Genomic DNA, 21,296 nt, shown 5'->3' with positions numbered 1-21,296 from the left:
GGGTGCGGGCGGCCGTCCTGGTCGCGGCGGTGCTGCTGAGCTCGGCGGCGCTGACGGCCGTGGGGCCGCTGATGTTCCTGGGGGTCATGGCGCCGCAGCTGGCAGGGGCGCTGTCGCCGGCCTCGGGCCGGGCGCGGCTGCTGCTCGCGGCGCTGACCGGCGGGCTGCTGGTCACGGCGGCCGACCTGCTGGCGCGCAATGCCGGCACCGATATCGGCCTGCCGGTCGGGCTGGTTCTGGTGACGCTGGGCGCGCCGGTTTTCGTGCTGGCGCTGCGGATGCGGCTGCTGCTGCGGACGAGTTCAAGCTGAAAGGAGGACGAAATGCGTCGATTGCTGATGGCCGCCCTTGTGGCGCTGGCCGCCGCCGGGACCGGGCGGGCCGCCGAGGTGACGGACGACGCGGGACGGCGGGTGCAGATCCCCGACCAGCCGCAGCGCGTCGTGGCGCTGCACGAGCCGGTGCTGGCGGTGCCGCTGATCGAGCTGGGCGTGCCGGTGGTCGGGATCTACGGCCGGGGCGACGACGGCTCCAGCCTGACCAGGGTGGATTTCCTGCACGAGATGCTGGACCGCCCTAGGGAGGCCGCGCCGATCCCCGGCATCGGCCCGGTCGGCAGCATCAACCTGGAAAAGCTGCGCGCGCTGCGGCCCGACCTGATCGTCGGCACCGATTACGATGCCGGCAAGGCCCGGGCGCTGTCGGCGGTGGCGCCGGTCTATCTGCAGAACGCCAGCGCCGCCACCGCGCACGGCTTCAGCGTGCAGGCGGAACTGGCGCGCGTCCTGCACCGCGAGGACCGCTTCCGCGAACTCAGGGCCGCCTATCAGGCCCGGCTGGACGGATTGCACGGCCGGTTCGCGGATGGCCTGCCCAAGACGCCGGGGGAAAAGACCTATCTGATCGTCATGCTGACCGACCAGGCCAATGTCGTGGCCGGCATGTCGGGCGCGGTGCAGGCGCTGGAGGATCTGGGCTATCGCCGGGCCGAAATCGCCGGCGAGGGCTCGCCCCGGCAATCGCGCTCGATGCTGATCCTGCCCATCGGCGCCGAAAGCCTGGCCGGGCTGAACCCGGACCTGCTGCTGGTGATGACCAGCTTCGCCGCCCCGGCGCGGGACGCGGCGGCCGCGCGCGCGGCGCTGGACCGCCTCTCGCCCGGCTGGGACCGTTTCATGGCCCCGGCGCGCGAGGGGCGGCTGGTATTCCTGGATTCCGCCAAGGTGACCAGCCCGTCAGTCGCCAGCGCCATGCACACTCTGGACGCGGTCGAGGGCTGGCTGGCCGGGACCGCGCGCTGAGCCCGGCGGGGCTGGAGCTGGGGCCGGGGTTGGAGTCGGGGCGGCCACGGCCGGCCGTCCCGCGCGGTGCTCGCGCCAATGCACGATCTGCTGGCGGATGAACCATTCCGCCAGCTGGCCGAACAGCGGGCCGATGAAGTCGGGGGACAGGCCCGCCTCGGCCGCCCAGGCGGCGCGCTGGTCCAGCATCTGCCGCACCCGGTCGGGCGCGGGGATCGAGGCGATGTCGGGCTTGAAATCCGCCGCCGCCAGCACATAGCGCAGCCGCAGCCCCAGCAGCGCCACGATGCGGGCGTCGATCAGGTCGATGCCGCGCCGGACCTCGCCCAGCCCCGCCACGGCCTCGGGCGGGACCAGGTCCGGCGCCAGGTCCTCGGGCGCCACGGCGGGCAGGCTCATGCGCTTTCCTCCTGCCGGGCGGCAAGGGGGGCAAGGGGGGTGGGGAAATGCGCCTCGCGCAGCAGGTCGCGCAACTGGCGCTTGTTGACCTTGCCGACGCCGGTCTGCGGGAAGCGGTCCAGCACGATCACCTCGTCGGGGATCTTGAAGGCGGCCAGGCCGGCCTCGGCCAGATGGCGGCGCAGCGCCCCCGGCCGGGGCGTGGCGCCCGGCGCGGCCAGCACGAAGGCACAGAGCCTTTCGCCCATCAGCGCGTCGGGCCGCCCCACGACCGCCGCGTCCAGGACCGAGCCGTGGGCGATCAGCAGGTCCTCGACCTCGTCGACGCCGATCTTCTCGCCGCCGCGGTTCACCTGGTCCTTGGCCCGCCCCTCGACGGTGATGGCGCCGTCGGCGTCGCGCCGGGCGATGTCGCCCGAGCGATAGAAGCCGTCGGCGGTGAAGGCCTGGGCATTGTGCTCGGGCATGTCGTAATAGCCGCGGATGGTATAGGGGCCGCGCACCTCCAGTTCACCGGCCTCGCCGATGGCGGCCTCGCGCCCGTCCGGGCGGATGATGCGCACCTCGTCCCAGGGCGACATGGGCCGGCCCTGGGTGGTCACGATGCGCTCCTCGCTGTCGGTTAGCGCGGTGAAGCAGATCAGACCTTCGGCCATGCCGAAGACCTGCTGCAACTGGCAGCCCAGCCCGGGCCGGATGCGCCGGGCGCTGGAGGGGTTGAGCTTGGCGCCCCCCACCTGCAGCAGCCGCAGCGAGGACAGGTCGGCCGCCAGCCCGGCCTGCGCGTCCAGCCACAGCAGCGCCACCGGCGGCACCAGCGCGGTCACGGTGACGCGGTGGCGGGCGATCAGGTCGAAGCAGATCCCGGCCTCGGGCTCGGGCGCCATGACCACGGTGCCGCCGGCCTGCAGCGTGCCCAGGAAGCCCGGGCAGGCCATGGGAAAGTTGTGCATCATCGGCAGCACGCACAGATAGCGCGTATCCGCGTCCAGACCGCTGGCCGCCACCGCCATGCGGATGTTGTAGAGATATTCCATGTGCCGGCGCGGGATCAGCTTCGGCACCCCGGTGGTCCCGCCCGAGATCTGGAAGCAGGCCACGTCCTCGGGGCCCGGGCCGGCGGGCAGCGGAACATCGGGCCGCAGCAGGCTGTCGAAGGCCAGCGCGTCCCGGCTGTCGCCCAGCACCACCGCATGCCGGACCGAGGGCACTCGATCCTGCACCCGCCGGGCCAGCGCCACCATGTCGTATCCCCCGGGCCGCTGCGCCGTCAGGATGGCGCGGGCGCCGGTGAAATCGGCGAACTGGCCGATCTCCAGGTCGCGGTGGCCGGGCAGGGCCAGCACCGGCACCACGCCCAGCCGGCAAAGCGCGAAGAACAGCGTGACGAATTCCGCGCAGTTGGGGAATTGCACCACCACCCGGTCGCCGCGGACCAGTCCCAGCGCCGACAGCCCGCCCGCCAGCGCCAGCGCATCGCGGTGCAGCCGGTCGTAGCCGATCTGCCGGTCGCCGTCGATCAGGGCGATCCGCCCGCCCGCCTGCCCGGCCTGCCGCGCCAGAAGGTCGAAGAAGGTCTCGTATCGCCAGACCCCGGCCTCGCGGTAACGGTCTGCAATGTCTTGGGGCCAGAAGGGGCAGCGGGCCTGCCAATCCAAGGCGTGATCTGCCACGGCAATCTCCTTTCGCAATCCGCTGGCGAAGGGTGGGCAGACCTTTCCCGGGGAAGGACCGTTCCGCTCCGCCGAAATCCCGACCGTGGCGACTGGCGGAGGGCTGAACGCACGGTATCCTAGTTTTTTTATCGGATTACTGTCGCACAACCGCAGACGGGTGTAAAGTGACCCCACGGCGCGGGTTGTGGCGCTGGGGTCACGCCTCGGGTTCCGGGGCCGCACCACCCCTTGCGTCAAGCCTTGTCAATCGGTTAACCCGGCGCTGTCGCTCGGCGGTTTCCCGCCGGCGGGACGGAATCGCATATGGCAGCCAGCATTCGCCAGCCCACGGTATCTATCTGGATAGGGTTTGGAGATGAATGGACGCGAAATCCCGAGGCTGCTTGGCACGGTCGCCATGCTGGCATTGGCCACCACCCCCGCGCTGGCGCAGGACGATCAGGACGGACCGCTGCGGCTGGACGAAATCGTCCTGACCGGCGAAAAGCAGGCGCGTAGCGTCAAGGACACCGCCTCGTCGGTGGCGGTGCTGACCACGCGCGACTTCGAGGAAAGCGGCGGGCAGGACAGCATCGCCGATGCGGCGACGGGCATCGCCAACGTGACCTATGTCGCCTCGGGCGGCCAGGGCGGCGCGCCCACCATCCGCGGCCAGGACAGCGAGGGGCCCAATTCCGGCGCGGTGGCCTTCTTCGGCGGCACGGCGCCGCGGCTGGCCTTCAACCTGGACGGGCATTATCTGGGCTATAACGAGATCGTCTGGGGCAGCCAGGCGCTGTGGGACGTCGAGTCCATCGAGGTCTTCCGCGGCCCGCAGACCGCGACCCAGGGCGCGAACTCGATCGCCGGGGCGATCATCGTCAGGACCAAGGATCCGACCTTCCAGCCCGAGGGCGCCGCGCAGCTGGAATATGGCAGCCACAGCCGCCGCCGCGCCAGCCTGATGGCCTCGGGGCCCCTGTCCGAGGACCTGGCCGGGCGCATCGCCGTCGACTACTGGGCGCGCGACAATTACATCGGCTATACCAACCCGGATTTCGCCGTCGGCGCGACCGACCAGGACCACGAATCCCGCACCATCCGCGCCAAGCTGCTGTGGCAGCCGAAGGACCTGCCGGGATTCGAGGGCAAGCTGACCTTCTCGCACAGCCTGACCAACCGGCCGAACTGGGAAGCCGCGACCGAGCCCTATGAGGATCTGGAAAGCGCCACCGCCTCGAATCCCAGCTGGCGGTTGCGCACGAACACCACCATCCTGGACCTGAGCTACGAGTTCGGCGACGGCTGGACGCTGTTCAACCAGCTGCAATATTCCGACATCTGGATCAAGCGTTCGACCGAGCCGGTCAGTTCGGGCACGGCGATCCTGGACCAGGACGTGACCTCGAACGAGACGCGCGTGACCTTCGGAACCCCCGGGGACCGGATCAGCGGCGTGGCGGGGCTGTTCGTCTCGCGCACCGATTCGGACGAGCTGCTGGATTACCGCGGCACCACCACCTATGACGACCGCAAGGACAGCCTGGGGATCTTCGCCGAGGCCACCTGGCGCTTGGCCGACCGCTGGAGCCTGACCGGCGGGCTGCGCTATCAGCGCGACGACATCACCCGGCGCGGGGTGTCGAGCTTTACCCCGAACGTGCTGGACTATGACGAAAGCTTCGACGCCTGGCTGCCCAGGGTGGCGCTGGCCTATGACCTGGACGAAGCGAGCCGCATCGGCGTCATGGTCAGCAAGGGCTACAACCCCGGCGGGGTGACGCTGAACCTGACCAGCGGCGAATATGTGCCCTTTGACGCGGAGACCTCGTGGAACTACGAGATCTTCGGCCGCACCCGGCTGCTCGACGACCGGCTGGAGCTGACCGGCAACCTGTTCTACACCCGGCTCAAGGATGCGCAGCGCTATGTCGTGACCAGCCTGCCCGAGAACATCGGCAGCTCGATCACCGTCAATGCCGAGCGCGCCAAGTCCTATGGTCTCGAACTGGGCATGGACTACCTGCTGCGCGACAACCTGCGGGTCAAGGCGGGGCTGGGCCTGCTGCATACCGAGATCAGCCGCTTCACCAGCGCCGCGGCGGATTACCAGGGCCACCGCTTCGGCCGCTCGCCGGACTACACGCTGTCGCTGGCGGCGGATTGGGACATCACCCCCGAATGGCGGCTTAGCGGCCAGCTGCGCCACACCGACGGCTATTATTCCGACGACAACGAGGACCGCGAGACCTGGGTGGATGCCTATACGGTGGCCAATGCCCGGCTGACCTGGCAGCCGCGCGAGAACCTGCAGGCCTTCGCCTATGTCAACAACCTGTTCGACGACCGTTCGGTGACCTATCTGCGCGCCAGCCGCTCGATCGGCGGCTTCGAGGCCACCGTGGTCGAGCCGCGCGAGGTGGGCATCGGCCTGAAGGTGACCTTATGACGAAAAGGGATGCCCCGGGGATAAGCGGGGCATCCCCCTTTGCCGCCCGGGGCCCCGGGCCGATCCGGGGAACCGCGGCGCTCGCCGCCAGCCGCCCGGTCAGGCCGCGCAGGGCTCGAAACCCTGGCGCAGCGCGCTTTCCGAAACCAGCCTTCCGGCCGACAGCACCCGCAGGTGATCGGTGCCGCCGGCGACCAGCGCCGCGAGGTCCGGCGCCCGGGCGATCACCAGGTCGGCGCGCGCGCCGGGGCGCAGGCCGTAATCGTCAAGCCCCATCAGCCGCGCCGGGGTCGCGGTGATCATGTCATGGGTGGTCGCAAGCTCCTCGCCCTTGAGATGCCCGGCCAGCAGCGTCCAGCGGGCGATCTCCAGCATGTCGCCCGAGCCGGTCGGCACGAAGGGATCCTGGATATTGTCCGAGGCGGTGGCGATGGGCACGCCCGCCCGCGCCAGCTCGGCCACCCGCGTCAGCCCGCGCGGCGGCAGCCTCTCGCTGTCGCGGCCCTGCAGATAGAGGTTCGCCGCCGGAAGCGTCACGAGCCCGATCTCCAGCTCCAGGATCTCCTCCATGATGCGCCGAAACTGCGCGGGCGGAAGGGCGCTCAGCACCGAGGCATGGCCCAGCACGGTCCTGCCCTGCATCCCGAAGCGCCGGACCCGCTCGAACACCTTGTCGAAATGCAGCCGCGTCGGGTCGAGATGCTCGTCCATGTGCAGGTCGACCGGCAGGCCGTGACGCGCGGCCGCCTGGAAGATCAGGTCGAGATAGCGGTCCGGATCCTCGGCCACGGCGGGGGTGCCGCCCACGGCATCCGCCGACCGCGCCGCGCGGTCGATATTGGCGCGCAGCCAGTCCAGATCCTGCCCCGGATGCGGCGACATGAAGGCCACCAGCTGCACCCGCACCCGGTCGGCCCAGTCCGCGCGCAGCCGTGCCAGCGCCTCGATGCCGTTGAAGCCGGCGTCCTTGTCCACGTTCACATGGCTGCGGATGGCGGTGGTGCCATGCGACAGGCATTGCGCGATGGTCCTCGAGGCGCGGTCGAACACGTCCTCGGGCGGGGCGCTGCGGGCATAGCGCGCGAAGGCGTCCCGCGCGCCCTGCAGCGTGCCCGAGGGGTTCGGGGCAAGGCGCAGCACCCCGGTCTTGTCCAGGTGCTGATGCGCGTCGACGAAACCGGGCGAGACCAGGCAGCCGCCAGCCTCGAGGATCCGGCAGCCCTCGGGCGGGTCGATGCGGCCGGCGATCGCGGCGATGCGGCCATCGGCGCCGATCAGCACATCGGCCGGACGGGGCGCATCCGCCCCCGACAGGGGAACGCCGCCCCGGATCAGCGCCGGGCGCCCGGCGGGGTTCTTCTGCATCTGGTTCATGGTCAGCCTCTGGTCTGGTGGAAAGGAATGCGGCCGCCTGGGCCATGGACGGAGCGCCGCGAAGCCGCAGGCCGGGGCTTCGCGGCCCGAATCTCAGGCATCGGCCCGGGCAGAGCCGAGCGCCGCCGCGCCGTCCGGCAGATGCGCGTCCCGGCCCTGGTCCTCGCCGGCCCCGTTCAGGACCAGGTTCAGCGTGACCGAGACCAGGCAGGCGACAACGACGCTGCTGTGCAGGATCGATTGCAGCCAGTCCGGCAGCTGGCCGAACAGCGTCGGCAACAGGGTCGGGATCAGCGCGATGCCCATGGTCAGCGCCACGATCAGCATGTTGTACTGGTTGCCGGCGTAATCGACCTTGGCCAGCGCCTGGATGCCCGCCGCCGCGACGATGCCGAACATGGCGATGGCCGCGCCGCCCAGGGCCGGCGCCGGAACCGCGGCCAGCAGCGCGCCGAATTTCGGGAAGAAGGCCAGGATGCAGAACATCAGCCCGCACAGCGCCACCACCCAGCGGCTGCGCACGCCGCTGAGAATGACCAGCCCGACATTCTCCATATGGGCGATGAAGGGGAAGCCGGCGAAGACGCCCGCGACGGCGCTGGCAAGGCCGTTGGCGCGGATCCCGTCCGAGACCTGCCGCGGCGTCACCTCGCGCTCGACGATATCGCCGATCGAGATGAACAGCCCCATGGATTCGACCGTCTGCACGATCATCACGATGGCGATGGTGACGAAGGGCAGCAGCGCGAAATGCGGCATGCCGAACTGGAACGGCGCCGGCGCGATCAGCCAGGGCGCCTCGCGCACCGCGTCCAGGTCGCCCAGCCCCTGCAGCCAGGCCGCCGCGGCGCCCACGGCCATGCCGCCCAGCACCGCCAGGTTGCGCAGCAGCGGCGGGCCCAGCCGGTTCATCGCCAGGATCACCACCAGAACCAGCAGCGCCACGCCCAGAAACAGCGGGTCGCCGAAATCGGCGCTGCCATGCCCGCCGCCGGTCCATTGATAGGCCACGGGCAGCAGCTGCACGCCGATGGCGGTGACGACACAGCCCGTCACCACCGGCGGGAAGAAGCGCCGCAGCCGGCCGGCCAGCGGCGCGATCAGCATGATGAACAGCCCGCCAAGGATGACCGCGCCGCAGACGCCCGAGATGCCGACGCCCGGCATGGTGCCGATGGCGATGATCGCCGAGACGCTGCTGAAGGCCACGCCGTTCATGATCGGCAGCCTGACCCCGAAGCGCCAGAAGCCCGCCGTCTGCAGCAGCGTCGCCACGCCCGAGCAGAAGAAGGTGGTGCTGATCAGCAGGATCGTCTCGTGCCGGGTGAAGCCGAGGGCATCGGCGATGATCAGCGGCACGGCGACCGATCCGACATAGGACACGGCGACATGCTGAAGCGCCAGGGCAAGCATCTTCCTGCCCGGCAGGATCTCGTCCACCGGATGAATAGTGGTTGTCATTCTTCCCTCCCCTTTGTTCGGTGTTCGCCGGCCGGCAATCCGGCCGGACGGTCACGGCCGGGCGGCCCGTCTCTCCTCCATGGGCCGCCGCCGTTCGGATGGGGGCCGCCTCAGGCGGCCCGGCATTGCGCCAGCCGGGCCTGAAGCGCGGCGCGGTCCAGGTTGCGGCCGATGAAGACCATCCTGTTGCAGCGCGGCTCGTCGGCCCAGGGATGGTTCGGGCGAAACTCGATCTGGTCGTGCACGCCGTGCAGCACATAGCAATAGTCGTCGCCCCTGATCGAGAAGATGCCCTTCATGCGGAACAGCTCGCCATTGTCCCTGCCCTGCATCTCCTGCACCCAGCGGGCCATGGCGGCCGGGTCCATGTCGCCCGAAAGCTCGATTCCGACCGAGGAGACCGAGGCGTCATGCTCGTGTGCGCCGTCCCGGTCCCAAGGCGCGGCAGGGTGATGGGCATGGTCGTGGCCGTGCCGGACCTCGGCCGCCATCCTGCGGCTCCGGTCGAAGGCCGCCAGCCCGAGGATCCTTTTCAGGTCGATCCGCGCATGGCTGGCGCGCATGATCTCGGCGGTCTGGTTCAGGCAGGCGACGCGGGCCTCGACCGCGGCGATCTCCTCCTCGGAGACCAGGTCGATCTTGTTCAGCACGATGCGGTCGGCGCAGACGATCTGGTCCACCGCCTGGTTGTCATGCGCCTCGACCAGGCTGTCGTCCAGGTGGCGCAGGATGTGCCTGGCATCGACCAGGGCGATCACCCCGTCCAGGTTGGTTTCCTCGCGGATCGGGTCGTCAAGGAAGAAGGTCTGCGCCACCGGATAGGGATCGGCCAGGCCGCTGGTCTCGATGATGATATGATCCAGCCGCCCGGGCCGCGCCAGCAGCTGGCGGATGACGCGCAACAGGTCGTCGCGCGCCTCGGCCACGCAGCAGACGCAGCCATTGGTCATCTCGAAGATCTCCTCGGTGCTGCCGACGACCAGCCCGCCGTCGATGCCGATCTCGCCGAATTCGTTCTCGATCACGGCGATCTTCATGCCGTGGTTTTCCTGCAGGATGTAGTTCAGCAGCGTGGTCTTGCCCGAGCCCAGAAAGCCCGTCAGCACCGTGACCGGGATCTTGTCCTTGACCGTCTTTTGCATGGTTATACCCTCCCAAGGTTGAAGAAAATCAGGGCGCCTTGACCCAGCGCCGCACGCCGGCGCAGTCCAGATCGAACAGGTCAAGGACACGGCCCAGCGTCTGGTCCACCATCGCGTCGATGCCGGCGGGCCGCGTGTAGAAGGCCGGGACCGGGGGCGCGATGATGCCCCCCATGCGCGTCACGGCCAGCATGTTCCGCAAATGGCTTTCGGTCAGCGGCGTCTCGCGCGCCAGCAGCACCAGGCGGCGGCGTTCCTTCAGCGTGACCTCGGCCGCGCGGCTGATCAGGCTCGAGGTGACGCCCTGCGCGATCTCGGCCAGGGTCTTCATCGAGCAGGGCGCGACGATCATGCCCATGGTGCGGAACGAGCCGCTGGAGATCGAGGCCGCCACGTCGTCCGAGCGATACAGCACATCCGCCCGCGCCTCGATGTCCGAAAGCTTCAGGTCGGTTTCGTGCATCATGGTCAGCAGCGCGGCGCGGCTGACGGTCACATGGGTTTCGACCCCCAGCTCGCGCAACAGTTCCAGCAGGCGCAGGCCGTAGACCACGCCCGAAGCGCCGCTGATCCCCACCGCCATCCGGGGGCGGCCGGGCCCGCGCGGGATGGCATGGGCGTTCATGCGCCCGCCCCCCGCAGGATCTCGGCGGCCCGCGCCCGCGCCTCGGGCGACAGCGTGGCGCGGATGCCGTGGAAATCCGGCCCGCGCGTCGCGTCCAGCGCCAGCCGCGAGGTGGTGCCGTCGGCGGTCGAGGACGGGTCCAGCGGGCTGCCGGGCAGGCCGTCGATGCTGAACATGTCGCGATGCGGCTGGAAATGCGTGGCCAGCGCCCAGAGCACCTGGCTGTCCTGCACCACGTCGACGTCCTCGTCGACCGCGATCACGGTCTTCAGATAGGGGTCCCAGCCCAGCAGGCCCAGCATCACCTGCCGCGCCTCGCCCGGGCGGCTTTGCCTGAGCGCGACATAGGCGTGGAAATGCGTGCCCGAGGTCGGGTAATGCAGCCGCGTCACCGCCGGGAAGCGGGCCTTGAGCTTCTCGGACATCTCGGCCTCGCGCGGCAGGCGGGCCAGGTTCAGGTGTTCGTCGGTGGCGCCGCCGACCACGTCGACCAGCCAGGGCTCGCGCTTGCGCAGCACCGCCTGGACATGGAACAGCGTGTTGGTCGAGCGGTCCGAGCTGTAGCCCGAGAATTCGCCGAAGGGGCCCTCGGCCACATGCGCCTCGGGGTCGAGATGGCCTTCCAGAACGAATTCGGCCGCCGCCGGCACGCCGATACCATGGCGGGGCGTGCGCACGACTTGCAGGGCCTCGCCCATCAGTGCGCCGGCGATGGCGCGTTCATCGGTGCCGAAGGCCACGCGGGCCGAGGCGGCCAGCATGAACAGCGGATGCGCGCCGATGACCATGGCCACGGGCAGCGGCCGGCCGGCCTCGCGCGCGATCTGATACATGCGCCACAGATGGCCGCGCGAATGCAGGCTGGTCGCCAGGGCATTGCGGGCATGGCGCATGGAACGGTGATAGCTGAGGTTCGCGACGCCGGTGTCCGGATCCTCGGCCACGATGATGGCATTGGTGACATAGGGGCCACGGTCGCTGTCGAAATGCCGGATCATCGGGATCTGGTCCAGATCGACGGCATCGCCCTCGGTCACCACCTCGGTCACCGGGCCGCTGTCGACATGGGCCGGTGCGATCGGCGCATTGGCGCGGCGCTGGTATTCGGCATACAGGTTCGCCAGATCCGTGCCCATGATCCGGGCGATCCGTTCGCGCGAGGCGAAGACATTCGTCACCAGCGGAAAGGCGCAGCCCGGCACGCTGTCCAGGGACAGCATGGGCGCCCTGCCCTGCCGGGCCAGATCCTCGACCAGCGCCGTCACGTCCTGCCCGCAGCCCAGCGGTGTCGGCACATGCAGCACATCCTGCGGAAAGCGGTCGCGATAGTCGCGGGCGAAGGCTTGGAAATCCTGGCGCATGGTCCTGTCCGTTCGGTTCGGGGGAAGGTGCGGGGCCGGGAACCCCGCACCCCTGTCCTCAGACGTAGGTCGCCTTGAGGCGCTTCTCGGCCTCGGCCAAGTCCTTGGGAGGCTTGGTCGGCTCGAGACCGATCAGGCGGGCGATATTGTTGCCCAGATAGTCTTCCAGGATGTCCTCGCTGAGGTTCATCCCCTGCGGCTCGGGCGAGCACAGCACCTCGAGCTCGCGCAGCCACATGCCGGGGTTGTTGGGCGGCGAGTCGGTGCCGAAGACGATCTTGTGCGGCGGCAGCTGCTTGGCGAATTCCACGATCCGCGACTGGAAGCACCAGCCGGATTCGCAATAGACGTTCGGGGTGTCCATCGCCATCCAGAAGGCCTCGAAGGAATAGTTGCCGCCGGTCTGGATGCCGAAATGGCCGATGATGAAATTGACCATCGGGAATTCGCGGATGATCGGATAGAACTGCGTCGGGATCGAATAGGGCCCGTCGCCGGTGTGGATCAGCACCACCACGCCCAGCTCGGCGCATTTCTTCATCGCCGGGCGCAGCCATTCCAGCGCGCGGTCGGGACGATAGCCGTGCATGTTGGCATGCAGCTTCAGCATCTTGAAGCCGTATTCCTTGACGTGGAATTCCAGCTCGGCGGCGCCGTTCTCCGGTCCCCAGCGCGGATTGAAGGTGAAATTGCCGATGAAGCGGTCAGGGTATTTCTGGCACAGCTCGGCGATATAGGACATGTAGTCGCGGATGCCCTCGCGGCCGCGGCGGTTGCCGTCGCGATAGCCGGTATTGCCGGGCGGCGGCTGGATGAAACCCATGTCGATGCGGCGCGGCTTGCCGTTGATCATGTAGGGGCCGTCCATCAGCTTCAGCATCCGCTCGCCGGTGAAGGGCTCGCCCGTATGCCGCCATGCCTCGTCCACCAGATTGGTGGGATGCAGGTGGGTGTCGATGATCATTGTTCTTCTCCGGTCTGTCAGGCGAGCGTGGCGAGGTAATGCTTGTTCTCGATGCCGTGGCGCTCAAGCTCGGCGACGGCGTCCTCGTAGGTCGCGGGATGCGGCGTCGGCTCGATCCCGATCATCCGCGCCAGGTTGTTGCCCAGGTAGTCCTCGAGCACCTCTTCGGACAGGTTCATGCCCTGCGGCGGCTCGTGGCACAGCACCTCGAGCAGGTTCAGCCACATGCCCGGCTCGTTCGGCGGCGTGTCCGAGCCGTAAAGGATCTTGTGGGTCGGCAGCTCCTTGGCGAATTCGACGATGCGCGACTGCAGGCACCAGCCGCTTTCGCAATAGACGTTCGGCAGTTCCATCGCCCATTGGAACGGCTCGAAGGTGTAGACGCCGCCGGTCTGGACGCCGAAATGCGCCATGATGAAGTTGATCTGCGGATATTCCTTGATCAGCGGGATCCATTCCGAGGGGATGGAATAGGGCCCGTCGCCGGTATGGACCTTGACCAGCACGCCGAGCTCGGCGCATTTGTCCAGCGCCAGGCGCAGCCAGTCCTTGGCGCGGTCGGGGCGATAGGCGTGCATGTTCGCCTGGAACTGCACCATCTTGAAGCCATGCTCGGTGACATAGCGCTCGATGGCCTCGACGCCGTTCTGCACCCCGCAGCGCGGATTGTAGACGAAGCAGCCGATGAAGCGGTCCGGGTATGTCTGAACCATCTTCAGCGTATAGGCCATGTAGGCGTCGATGGATTCGCAGCCCGAAAGCTCGCCATCGGTCCAGGTGTAGATGGTGTTGCCCTGCGGCGGCTGGATGAAGGCCTTGTCGATGCGGCGGGGCTTGCCGTTGATCGTGTAGGGGCCGTCCATCATCTGGATCAGGCGCTCGCCGGTGAACGGGTCGCCGTCATGCTGCCAGGCCAGATCGACCAGATCGGTCGGATAGCAGCTGGTATCAATGATCATGCTTGGTCTCCTTCTGCTCGGCCCGCATGGGGCCGATGGCCGAGACAACCCCTGCGCCCCCCTCGCGCCCGGTGGACGCATTTGCCGACGGCAGCGATTTCTCTTGCAGGCAGATTGGCACGCGCAGAACAAGACGTATAATATCGCTTTCAAGGCATGGTGATAGGTTTTCGATATGAACCTTGCAGAGATCAGGCAGTTCAACCTGCGCACGCTGCGCTATTTCCTGGTGCTGGCCGAAGAGCTGCATTTCGGCCGCGCCGCCCGGCGGCTGAACATGTCGCAGCCGCCGCTGAGCCAGCAGATCCGCCAGCTCGAGGAGGCGCTGCAGGTCGAGCTGTTCCGCCGCAGCCATCACAGCGTCGAGCTGACCATAGCGGGCCGCGCCTTCCTGGAACGGGTGCCGCTGGTCTTCGAACAGCTGGACAAGGCGGTCTCGCATGCGCGGATGACCGCCCGCGGCCAGGTCGGGCGGCTGGAGATCGGCGTCATCAGCTCGTCGCTGGTCGGGGTGATTCCCACCGCCCTGGAAACCTTTCGCCATCGCTATCCCGAGGTCGAATGGCAGCTGCACGAACTGACGCCCTCGGCCCAGATCGAGGCGCTGGTCGAGCGGCGCATCGACATCTGCCTGTTCCGCATGCCGCCCGAGCATGAGGGGCTGCACCGCGAGCCGATCATGCAGGAGGAGGTGATGATCGCCCTGCCGCGGGCGCATCCGCTGGCGCAAGACGGGACGCAAGACGGGGCACTGGCGCTGGACGCCTTGCGCGACCAGCCATTCGTGATGTTCGGCCTGCGCCAGTCGCGATTCGCGGATTACCTGCATCAATGCTGCCTGCAGGCCGGCTTCACGCCGCAGATCCGCCAGCAGGTGGTCGAGGTGCAGTCGCTGCTGAGCCTGGTCGGCGCGAACATGGGCGTGGCGCTGCTGCCGGACAGCATGCGCGAGCTGGCGCCGCCCGGCGTGGTGTTCCGCAGCATCGCCCCCGTCGCGCCGCAGGTGCCGCTTTATGCGATCCACCGCCGGGGCGACCCCTCCCCCACCCTGCGGCATTTCCTCGAGATCATCCGCGAGAAGGTGGCCGAGAGGACCGCCGAGGGCGGGACCACCCGGCGATGAGCGCCCACAGCCGGCCGGCGCTGGCCATGCCGGCAAGCAGAGCGGCAATCAGGGCGCGGCGGCCCGGTCGTCGCGCGCGATGCCGTATTCGCCGCTGACCTCGGCCAGCTTCCCGTGCAGCTCGGCGATCAGGCCGGCGCGCGGGCTGTTCTGGATCTGGATCAGCCCGATGGCCCGATGGATCGCCGGTTCGCCGAAGGGGATCGCCACCACCGCCTCGCGCGTGTCCAGAATGGCGACGCGCGGCACCACCGACACGCCCAGGCCATTCGCCACGCAGGCGGTGATCGCCGAAATCGTGTCCATCTCGGCAATGTCGACCAGCGGCAGGTTCAGCCGGCCCAGCTCGGCCTCGATCAGCCGGGCCAGGGGCACGGCAGAGCGGAAGCGGACATAGGGATGCGACACCAGCATGCTGCGCAGATCGCCGACCGGGGTGCCGGGCGGGGCGATCAGGAACAGCGGCTCGCGGATGAACGGGCTCCAGCGCAAATCCCGCGATATGACGCTGTGCTCGGCGATCATCGCCGTGTCCAGCCGCCCGGCGATCACGTCCTGCATCATGGATTCCGAGCTGCCGACATGCAGCTTGATGCGCAGGTCCGGGTGATTCGCCACCAGCCGCGAGATCGCCTGCGGCAGCAGCCCGATGGCGCTGGTGCGGACCGATCCGATCGAGAAGGTGCCGATGATCCGGCGCCCCGACACCGCGTCGATGGCATTTTCGGCCGCCCGGACCAGATCGGCGGCGGCCTTGACCATCTGCTGCCCGGCCGAGGTCAGCGTCGGCGGGCGGCTTTGCCGGTTGAACAGGCTGACGCCGATTTCCGATTCAAGGGCTTGGATCTGCTGGCTGACCGCCGAGGGCGTCAGCGCAACCTGCTGCGCCGCCCGCGCGAAGCTGCCGGTTTCGGCAATGGCCAGCAGGGTCTTCAGCTGTCGCGTATCCATATAATTAAGACTTCCTGAATTTATAAGACAGAATTATCCGCTTTCATTTAGCAAAACAATCCTTATTCGGAAGGGCAGTCATCTGACCGATGTCGGATCCGAGGGGGATATGTCGAAAAACGTTCTGATCACCGGCCCGAACCTGGCCCCGGCCGCCGAAGCCGTCCTGACCGGCGCCGGCTACCGGCCCGTCTATGTGCCGCCCTATACCGAGGGCGAAGCGCTGCGGCGATTCTCGGCCGAGGCCGACCCGGTCGGGGTGCTGGTGCGGATGGGCCGGCTGGACGAGGCATTTCTTGCCGCATCTCCGCGGGTGCGGGTGCTGTCCAAGCACGGGGCCGGCGTCGACAATATCGACATCGCCGCCGCTAGCGCGCGCCGCATCCCGGTGCTGGTCGCCGCGGGCGCCAACGCCGTCTCGGTCGCGGAACATGCCATGGCGCTGCTGTTCGCGGTGGCCAAGAGGATCGTGCCCCTGGATCGCGGCCTGCGCGAGGGACGCTGGGAAAAGCCGGGCTTCCAGGGCCGGGAACTGGCCGGCTCGACCATGGGGCTGGTGGCCTTCGGCGCCATTGCCCGGCAGACGGCGCGCTTCGCCCGGTCCTTCGGCATCGCGGTCTCGGCCTATGATCCCTTCTGCCCGGCCGAGGTCTTCGAGGCCGAGGGCGTCACCCGCATCGACGACCTGGACACGCTGATCGCCGGCAGCGACATCATCAGCCTGCACAGCCCGCTGACGCCCCGGACGCGCCACCTGATCAATGCCGAGCGGCTGGCGCTGATGCGCCCGGACGCAATCATCGTCAACACCGCCCGCGGCGGCCTGATCGACGAGGACGCGCTGCTGGCGGCGCTGCGGGAAAACCGCATCGGCGGCGCCGGCCTGGACACCTTCGCCAAGGAGCCGCCGGCGCCGGATCATCCGTTCTGGACCGACATGCGGCTGGTCCTGACCCCGCATATCGGCGGCGTGACCGCGGCCGCCAACACCCGCGTCGGCATCGAGGCCGCGCAGGGCATCGTCGATTACCTGGCCGGCCGCGAGATCCCGCCAAGCCGCATCGTCAATCATCAGGAACTCGCCCCGGCCGGGGCGAAAGTCTAAGGAGCGCCCCATGAGCATCGGTTTCCGCATCCTCAACCGCGACCGTGCCGTTCCGGCGGATCTGGTCGCCCGCTTCGCCCGGCTTCCGGTCGCCAATGTCAGCGACAGCATGCACCGCATGACCGCGGGCGGCGACCGGCTGCGCAAGATGCACCGCGACGGCGTGCTGGCCGGCGTGGCGCTGACGGTCAAGACCCGGCCCGGCGACAACCTGATGCTGCACAAGGCCATCGACCTGGCGCAGCCGGGCGACGTGATCGTGGTCGATGCGGGCGGCGATCTGACGAATTCCCTGATGGGAGAGCTGATGCTGGCCTATGCGATCCGGCGCGGCGTGGCGGGCTTCGTGCTGAACGGCGCGATCCGCGACGCGGACCAGTTCCTTGCCATGAACCTGCCGGTCTTTGCCGCCGGCATCACCCATCGCGGCCCCTACAAGGACGGGCCGGGCGAAATCAACGTGCCCATCGCCATCGACGGCATGGTGATCCATCCGGGCGATCTGGTGCTGGGCGACAGCGACGGCGTGCTGGCGGTGCCCTGCGATGTGGCGCAAGAGGTCTACGAGAAGACCGTCGCCAAGCAGGATGCCGAGACGCGGCAGATGGCCGCCATCCAGGCCGGCACCAACGACCGGTCCTGGGTCGATGCGGCCCTGCAGCGGCTGGGATGCGCGTTTCCGGCCTGAGCCGGCAGGATTCGGGCCGCGGGGGATCGCGGCCTTCACTTGGGAGGAGAGATCAGATGAAAGCTTTCACCGCGCTGCCGCTGGCAGCGGCCCTGAGCGCCGGCATGGCCAGCGCCGCCCTGGCCGACTGGCCGACCGACCGCCCGATCGAGATGATCGTGGCCTTCGCCCCCGGCGGCGGCACCGACATCATGCTGCGCACCCTGGCGCCCTTTCTCGAGGCCGAGCTGGGCACCCAGTTCCCGGTGCTGAACCGCCCCGGCGCCTCGGGCGAGATCGCCTATACCGCGCTGTCGCAGGCCCGGCCGGACGGCCATACCGTGTCGTCGCTGAACACGCCGGGCTTCCTGACCATGCGCATCGACCGCAAGCTGCGCTTCGACCCGGCCGAGATCTGCCCGATCGCCCGCATCGTCGAGGATCCGGGCACCTTCATCGTCCAGCCGGATTCGGAATTCCAGTCGCTGGCGGATGTCGTGGCCTTCGCCAAGGAAAATCCCGGCGCCGTTTCGGTGGCGACCACCGGCATGGGCACGGACGAGCATCTGGCGATGCTGCAGCTGGAACAGGCGGCCGGCATCGACCTGACCGCGGTGCCCTTCGGCGGCGCGAACGAGGCCAAGACCGCGCTGCTGGGCGGCCATGTCACCATGATCGGCCTGAATGTCGGCGAATATGCCACCAGCGACCAGGATTCCTTCCGGGCGCTGGCACAGTTCTCGGAAGAACGCTCGACGCTGGCGCCCGACCTGCCCACCGCGAAAGAGCTGGGCTATGACGTGATCATGTCCTCGGAACGCGGCCTCGCCGCCCGCTGCGACGTCCCCGAGGAGATCCGCACCCGCCTGTCCCAGGCCGTCGATGCCGCCATCGCCGATCCCGAATTCCAGGGAAAGGCGAAGCAGCAGGGCATCCCGCTGTCCTATCAGTCGGGCGCCGACTGGTCCGCGGCCATGCCGGCGCGGCTGGAGCGCTACACCCAGATCTTCCAACTGATCAAGCAGGAGCAGTGATGGCTGGCCCGAGCGCGCCCGACAAGGGCGACAAGCCCGACCTGCTGACGGCGGCGATCTTCGTCGGTCTCGGCGCGCTCGGGCTGTTCATGGGCTGGGGGCTGGACCCCGGCTCGCTGGCGCAGATGGGGCCGGGCTTCCTGCCCCGCGTCGTCTGCCTGCTGCTGATCGCCGTGGGGCTTGGGGTGGGCATCCCGGCCCTGCGCCGCCCGGCCCAGGCCATCGAGGCCGTCAGGCTGCGCCCGGTGCTGGTCATCACCCTGGCCATCGTCGTCTTCGCCTATGCGGCGACGCATCTGAGCTTCGTGCTGGCCTCGCTGTGGCTGATCGTCGCCGGCTCGCTGGCCGATCCGGGCGGCCGGTGGACCCACACGCTGCTGCTTGCGGTCGGGCTGACCGTCTTCGGCGCGCTGGTCTTCGTCTACGGCCTGGGCGTCCAGGTGCCGCTGTGGCCCGTCTGACAGGCGTCCTGGGGAGGAACCAATGAGCTTTATCGACCTGCTTATGCTGGGCTTCGGCGAGGCGATGACCCTGCAGAACCTCAGCTTCTGCCTGCTGGGGGCGCTGCTGGGCACGCTGATCGGCGTGCTGCCGGGCATCGGCCCGACCGCGACCATCGCCGTCTTGCTGCCCATCACCTTCTTCCTGCCGCCGCTGGCCGGGATCATCATGCTGGCCGGCATCTATTACGGCGCGCAATATGGCGGCACGACCACCGCCGTGCTGGTGAACCTGCCGGGCGAGGCGTCCAGCGTCGTCACCACGCTTGACGGCTATCAGATGGCCCAGCAGGGCCGCGCCGGGGCGGCGCTGGCGGTCGCGGCGCTGGGGTCGTTCTTCGCCGGCACGGTGGCGACCTTCGCCATCGCCGTGGCCGGGCCGACGCTGTCCAGCTTCGCGCTGTCCTTCGGGCCGGCGGAATATGTCTCGCTGATGGTCTTCGGCCTGCTGGCCGCGACGATCCTGGCCAGCGGCACGGTCCTGAAGGCCATCGGCATGATCCTGATCGGGCTTCTGCTGGGCATGGTCGGCACCGACCAGTCCACCGGCCAGGACCGGCTGACCTTCGGCGCCATCGAGTTGTTCGACGGCATCGACTTCATCGTCATCGCCATCGGCCTGTTCGGCTTTTCCGAGATCATCGCCAACCTGGAACGCTCGGGCTCCGAGGGCGTGACCCTGGCGCCGATCAGCCGGCTGTGGCCCACGCGCGACGACTTCCGCCGCTCCTGGGCCGCCGTGCTGCGCGGCACCGGCGTCGGCACCTTCCTGGGCCTGCTGCCGGGCGGCGGCGCGACGCTGGCGTCGTTCAGCGCCTATTCCTTCGAAAAGAAGATGTCGAAGCGCCCGCAGGATTTCGGCACCGGCGTGGTCGAGGGCGTGGCCGCCCCCGAGGCCGCCAACAACGCCGCCGCGCAAAGCTCCTTCATCCCGCTGCTGACGCTGGGCATCCCGTCGAACAACATGATGGCGATGATGCTGTCGGCCTTCATGATCCACGGCATCACCCCGGGCCCGACCGTGCTGGCCAACCAGCCCGAGATCTTCTGGGGCCTGGTCGCCAGCATGTGGATCGGGAATGCGCTGCTGGTCATCATCAACCTGCCGATGATCGGGCTGTGGGTGAAGCTGCTGACCGTGCCCTATCGGCTGCTCTATCCGGCGATCCTGCTGTTCTGCTGCATCGGCGTCTATTCGATGAACAACCGCATCTTCGACGTGATGCTGGCGGCGGGCTTCGGGCTGGTGGGCTATGTCTTCCGCAAGGCGAAATGCGAGCCGGGGCCGCTGCTGCTGGGCTTCGTGCTGGGGCCGCTGCTGGAATCGAACCTGCGCCGGACGCTGCTGATCGAGCAGGGCGACCCGTCGATCTTCGTCGAACGCCCGATCAGCCTGACCATGCTGATCGCAACGGTGGTGCTGCTGGGGCTGATGATCTTCCCCGCCTTCCGCAAGTCCCGCCAAGAAGCGTTCCAGGAAGAGGAAGGCTGAGAAGAAGGCGCGGCCCGCAGCGCCGGGCGAATGCCGAAGCGGCGGCCGGCGGATCAGCCTTCCGGCGGCGGCGCGACCATGCCGGCTTGCGCCACCGCCTTGCGGTCGAAGCTGAAGGTGGCGCTGCACCCGGCATCCTGGGCCGCAAGCACGATCATGTGGTCCGAGAAGCCCGCGCCGCCCTGCCGATAGCGCTCGACCGCAAGCCCGACCCGGTCGGCGGCCTCGACGACGATCTCGGGCGCGGCCAGCAGCCCGTCCAGCGCCGCGGCAATGTCCTGCCGCGGCAGGTCATAGGCCCGTTCCAGAACCCAGACGATCTCGACCAGAACCTCGCGGCAAAGATAGCCGGGGCTTTCCGCCGTCAGGCGGGCGAACAGGGCGCTGGCCTGCAGGAATTGCGCCGGATCGTCCTGCGTCAGGAAGCGCAGGACGACATTGGTATCCAGCGCGATCACCGGTCTTGCGCGCCAGCCGCGATGGCTTGCTCCATCTCTTCCAGCGACACCGGGCGCCGGCCCTCGCGGCGCAGCATCCCGGCCAGCTGGGCGACCGGGCGGGTCCGCATCAGCCGGACCTGCCCATCGTCCAGGATCACGTAGCGCAACCGATCCCCCGGCCCCAGCTCCAGCGCCTGCCGGACGGATTTCGGCAAGGTCGTCTGGCCCTTGATGGTGACCGTCGACTCGGACATCTCGATCCTCCAATGCGTTTTTGCGTTTCGCATTACCATA

The 21,296-nt window shown here is 68.7% G+C and carries 21 protein-coding genes; 9 read left to right on the top strand and 12 right to left on the bottom strand.

The genetic code is table 11. The features are described from left to right. Together I9P22_RS11565 and I9P22_RS11560 are read left to right on the top strand one after the other, a co-directional pair. Positions 1-311, top strand: a 311-nt coding sequence (locus I9P22_RS11565) for an iron chelate uptake ABC transporter family permease subunit (protein ID WP_199259632.1), incomplete at its 5' end; no start/stop codon positions are given. A 12-nt stretch (positions 312-323) separates the two neighbouring features. Further along, positions 324-1,301, top strand: a complete 978-nt coding sequence (locus I9P22_RS11560; protein ID WP_199259631.1) for an ABC transporter substrate-binding protein — start codon at positions 324-326, stop codon at positions 1,299-1,301. Here I9P22_RS11560 and I9P22_RS11555 read toward each other — a convergent pair. Then, the gene (locus I9P22_RS11555; RefSeq protein WP_199259630.1) at positions 1,236-1,700 is read right to left on the bottom strand and encodes a chorismate mutase; all 465 of its coding nucleotides are present in this window, start codon (positions 1,698-1,700) and stop codon (positions 1,236-1,238) included. The genes I9P22_RS11560 and I9P22_RS11555 overlap by 66 nt on opposite strands. Continuing rightward, complete coding sequence (locus tag I9P22_RS11550) at positions 1,697-3,373, bottom strand: (2,3-dihydroxybenzoyl)adenylate synthase (protein WP_199259629.1); 1,677 nt, start codon at positions 3,371-3,373, stop codon at positions 1,697-1,699. Before I9P22_RS11550 ends, I9P22_RS11555 begins: the two co-directional genes overlap by 4 nt. Positions 3,374-3,731: 358 nt before the next feature. Between I9P22_RS11550 and I9P22_RS11545 the strand changes: the two genes are divergently transcribed. Further along, positions 3,732-5,804: a TonB-dependent receptor gene (locus tag I9P22_RS11545; protein WP_199259628.1), complete on the top strand. Its 2,073-nt coding sequence runs from the start codon at positions 3,732-3,734 to the stop codon at positions 5,802-5,804. Positions 5,805-5,903: 99 nt separating this feature from the next. Here I9P22_RS11545 and I9P22_RS11540 read toward each other — a convergent pair whose 3' ends face one another. The 7 genes from I9P22_RS11540 to I9P22_RS11510 form a co-directional block, all read right to left on the bottom strand. Continuing rightward, positions 5,904-7,178 carry an amidohydrolase family protein gene (locus tag I9P22_RS11540; RefSeq protein ID WP_199259627.1) on the bottom strand — a complete coding sequence of 425 codons (1,275 nt, stop codon included), beginning with the start codon at positions 7,176-7,178 and terminating at the stop codon, positions 5,904-5,906. 93 nt (positions 7,179-7,271) lie between these two features. After that, a complete protein-coding gene (locus tag I9P22_RS11535; protein ID WP_199259626.1) occupies positions 7,272-8,639 on the bottom strand; it encodes a nucleobase:cation symporter-2 family protein in 1,368 nt (455 codons plus the stop codon). Between the two features lie 110 nt (positions 8,640-8,749). Beyond that, complete coding sequence (locus I9P22_RS11530) at positions 8,750-9,781, bottom strand: CobW family GTP-binding protein (protein ID WP_199259625.1); 1,032 nt, start codon at positions 9,779-9,781, stop codon at positions 8,750-8,752. A gap of 28 nt (positions 9,782-9,809) precedes the next feature. Further along, positions 9,810-10,406 carry a UbiX family flavin prenyltransferase gene (locus I9P22_RS11525; protein ID WP_199259624.1) on the bottom strand — a complete coding sequence of 199 codons (597 nt, stop codon included), beginning with the start codon at positions 10,404-10,406 and terminating at the stop codon, positions 9,810-9,812. Then, entirely contained in the window at positions 10,403-11,767 is a 1,365-nt protein-coding gene (locus I9P22_RS11520; protein WP_199259623.1) for a UbiD family decarboxylase, read from the bottom strand. The genes I9P22_RS11525 and I9P22_RS11520 overlap by 4 nt, the downstream gene beginning before the upstream one ends. Before the next feature lie 58 nt (positions 11,768-11,825). After that, a complete protein-coding gene (locus I9P22_RS11515; protein ID WP_199259622.1) occupies positions 11,826-12,731 on the bottom strand; it encodes an amidohydrolase family protein in 906 nt (301 codons plus the stop codon). 17 nt (positions 12,732-12,748) lie between these two features. After that, on the bottom strand, positions 12,749-13,690 hold the full coding sequence (locus I9P22_RS11510; RefSeq protein WP_199259621.1) for an amidohydrolase family protein: 942 nt from the start codon (positions 13,688-13,690) through the stop codon (positions 12,749-12,751). A gap of 175 nt (positions 13,691-13,865) precedes the next feature. On the opposite strand from I9P22_RS11510, the gene I9P22_RS11505 reads away from it, so the two are divergent. Continuing rightward, positions 13,866-14,813: a LysR substrate-binding domain-containing protein gene (locus tag I9P22_RS11505; RefSeq protein WP_199259620.1), complete on the top strand. Its 948-nt coding sequence runs from the start codon at positions 13,866-13,868 to the stop codon at positions 14,811-14,813. Positions 14,814-14,861: 48 nt separating this feature from the next. Here the strand turns inward: I9P22_RS11505 and I9P22_RS11500 are convergent, their stop codons facing one another. Next, positions 14,862-15,764, bottom strand: a complete 903-nt coding sequence (locus tag I9P22_RS11500; RefSeq protein WP_199259619.1) for a LysR family transcriptional regulator — start codon at positions 15,762-15,764, stop codon at positions 14,862-14,864. Positions 15,765-15,873: 109 nt separating this feature from the next. Here I9P22_RS11500 and I9P22_RS11495 point away from each other — a divergent pair, with 109 nt between their 5' ends. From I9P22_RS11495 to I9P22_RS11475, 5 genes are read left to right on the top strand one after another with little or no spacing between them, the layout of a single operon-like run. Continuing rightward, positions 15,874-16,869: a hydroxyacid dehydrogenase gene (locus I9P22_RS11495; protein WP_199259618.1), complete on the top strand. Its 996-nt coding sequence runs from the start codon at positions 15,874-15,876 to the stop codon at positions 16,867-16,869. A 10-nt stretch (positions 16,870-16,879) separates the two neighbouring features. Beyond that, on the top strand, positions 16,880-17,557 hold the full coding sequence (locus tag I9P22_RS11490; RefSeq protein ID WP_199259617.1) for an RraA family protein: 678 nt from the start codon (positions 16,880-16,882) through the stop codon (positions 17,555-17,557). Positions 17,558-17,613: 56 nt separating this feature from the next. Then, entirely contained in the window at positions 17,614-18,570 is a 957-nt protein-coding gene (locus tag I9P22_RS11485) for a tripartite tricarboxylate transporter substrate binding protein (RefSeq protein WP_199259616.1), read from the top strand. After that, complete coding sequence (locus tag I9P22_RS11480; protein WP_199259615.1) at positions 18,570-19,031, top strand: tripartite tricarboxylate transporter TctB family protein; 462 nt, start codon at positions 18,570-18,572, stop codon at positions 19,029-19,031. The genes I9P22_RS11485 and I9P22_RS11480 overlap by 1 nt, the downstream gene beginning before the upstream one ends. Before the next feature lie 22 nt (positions 19,032-19,053). Beyond that, positions 19,054-20,562: a tripartite tricarboxylate transporter permease gene (locus I9P22_RS11475; RefSeq protein ID WP_199259614.1), complete on the top strand. Its 1,509-nt coding sequence runs from the start codon at positions 19,054-19,056 to the stop codon at positions 20,560-20,562. A 53-nt stretch (positions 20,563-20,615) separates the two neighbouring features. On the opposite strand, the gene I9P22_RS11470 is transcribed toward I9P22_RS11475, so the two are convergent. Beyond that, positions 20,616-21,020, bottom strand: coding sequence for a PIN domain-containing protein (locus tag I9P22_RS11470; protein WP_199259613.1), 405 nt, complete (start codon positions 21,018-21,020; stop codon positions 20,616-20,618). Further along, the gene (locus I9P22_RS11465; protein ID WP_199259612.1) at positions 21,017-21,256 is read right to left on the bottom strand and encodes a type II toxin-antitoxin system PrlF family antitoxin; all 240 of its coding nucleotides are present in this window, start codon (positions 21,254-21,256) and stop codon (positions 21,017-21,019) included. Before I9P22_RS11465 ends, I9P22_RS11470 begins: the two co-directional genes overlap by 4 nt. Between the last annotated feature and the right edge of the window lie 40 nt (positions 21,257-21,296).

The sequence above is a fragment of the Paracoccus binzhouensis genome, assembly GCF_016446475.1.
GTDB lineage: Bacteria > Pseudomonadota > Alphaproteobacteria > Rhodobacterales > Rhodobacteraceae > Paracoccus > Paracoccus binzhouensis.
The sequence above is the reverse complement of the archived record's forward strand: the minus strand, read 5'-3'. Positions and strand labels throughout refer to the sequence as shown.

Excerpts from the sequence above, each read along its gene's own strand:
- I9P22_RS11520 (WP_199259623.1), bottom strand. The coding sequence starts at position 11,767 with ATGCGCCAGGATTTCCAAGCCTTCGCCCGCGACTATCGCGACCGCTTT.
- I9P22_RS11500 (WP_199259619.1), bottom strand. The coding sequence starts at position 15,764 with ATGGATACGCGACAGCTGAAGACCCTGCTGGCCATTGCCGAAACCGGC.
- I9P22_RS11465 (WP_199259612.1), bottom strand. The coding sequence starts at position 21,256 with ATGTCCGAGTCGACGGTCACCATCAAGGGCCAGACGACCTTGCCGAAA.
- I9P22_RS11480 (WP_199259615.1), top strand. The coding sequence starts at position 18,570 with ATGGCTGGCCCGAGCGCGCCCGACAAGGGCGACAAGCCCGACCTGCTG.
- I9P22_RS11505 (WP_199259620.1), top strand. The coding sequence starts at position 13,866 with ATGAACCTTGCAGAGATCAGGCAGTTCAACCTGCGCACGCTGCGCTAT.
- I9P22_RS11485 (WP_199259616.1), top strand. The coding sequence starts at position 17,614 with ATGAAAGCTTTCACCGCGCTGCCGCTGGCAGCGGCCCTGAGCGCCGGC.
- I9P22_RS11545 (WP_199259628.1), top strand. The coding sequence starts at position 3,732 with ATGAATGGACGCGAAATCCCGAGGCTGCTTGGCACGGTCGCCATGCTG.
- I9P22_RS11555 (WP_199259630.1), bottom strand. The coding sequence starts at position 1,700 with ATGAGCCTGCCCGCCGTGGCGCCCGAGGACCTGGCGCCGGACCTGGTC.
- I9P22_RS11510 (WP_199259621.1), bottom strand. The coding sequence starts at position 13,690 with ATGATCATTGATACCAGCTGCTATCCGACCGATCTGGTCGATCTGGCC.
- I9P22_RS11515 (WP_199259622.1), bottom strand. The coding sequence starts at position 12,731 with ATGATCATCGACACCCACCTGCATCCCACCAATCTGGTGGACGAGGCA.
- I9P22_RS11530 (WP_199259625.1), bottom strand. The coding sequence starts at position 9,781 with ATGCAAAAGACGGTCAAGGACAAGATCCCGGTCACGGTGCTGACGGGC.
- I9P22_RS11475 (WP_199259614.1), top strand. The coding sequence starts at position 19,054 with ATGAGCTTTATCGACCTGCTTATGCTGGGCTTCGGCGAGGCGATGACC.
- I9P22_RS11535 (WP_199259626.1), bottom strand. The coding sequence starts at position 8,639 with ATGACAACCACTATTCATCCGGTGGACGAGATCCTGCCGGGCAGGAAG.
- I9P22_RS11525 (WP_199259624.1), bottom strand. The coding sequence starts at position 10,406 with ATGAACGCCCATGCCATCCCGCGCGGGCCCGGCCGCCCCCGGATGGCG.
- I9P22_RS11490 (WP_199259617.1), top strand. The coding sequence starts at position 16,880 with ATGAGCATCGGTTTCCGCATCCTCAACCGCGACCGTGCCGTTCCGGCG.
- I9P22_RS11560 (WP_199259631.1), top strand. The coding sequence starts at position 324 with ATGCGTCGATTGCTGATGGCCGCCCTTGTGGCGCTGGCCGCCGCCGGG.
- I9P22_RS11540 (WP_199259627.1), bottom strand. The coding sequence starts at position 7,178 with ATGAACCAGATGCAGAAGAACCCCGCCGGGCGCCCGGCGCTGATCCGG.
- I9P22_RS11495 (WP_199259618.1), top strand. The coding sequence starts at position 15,874 with ATGTCGAAAAACGTTCTGATCACCGGCCCGAACCTGGCCCCGGCCGCC.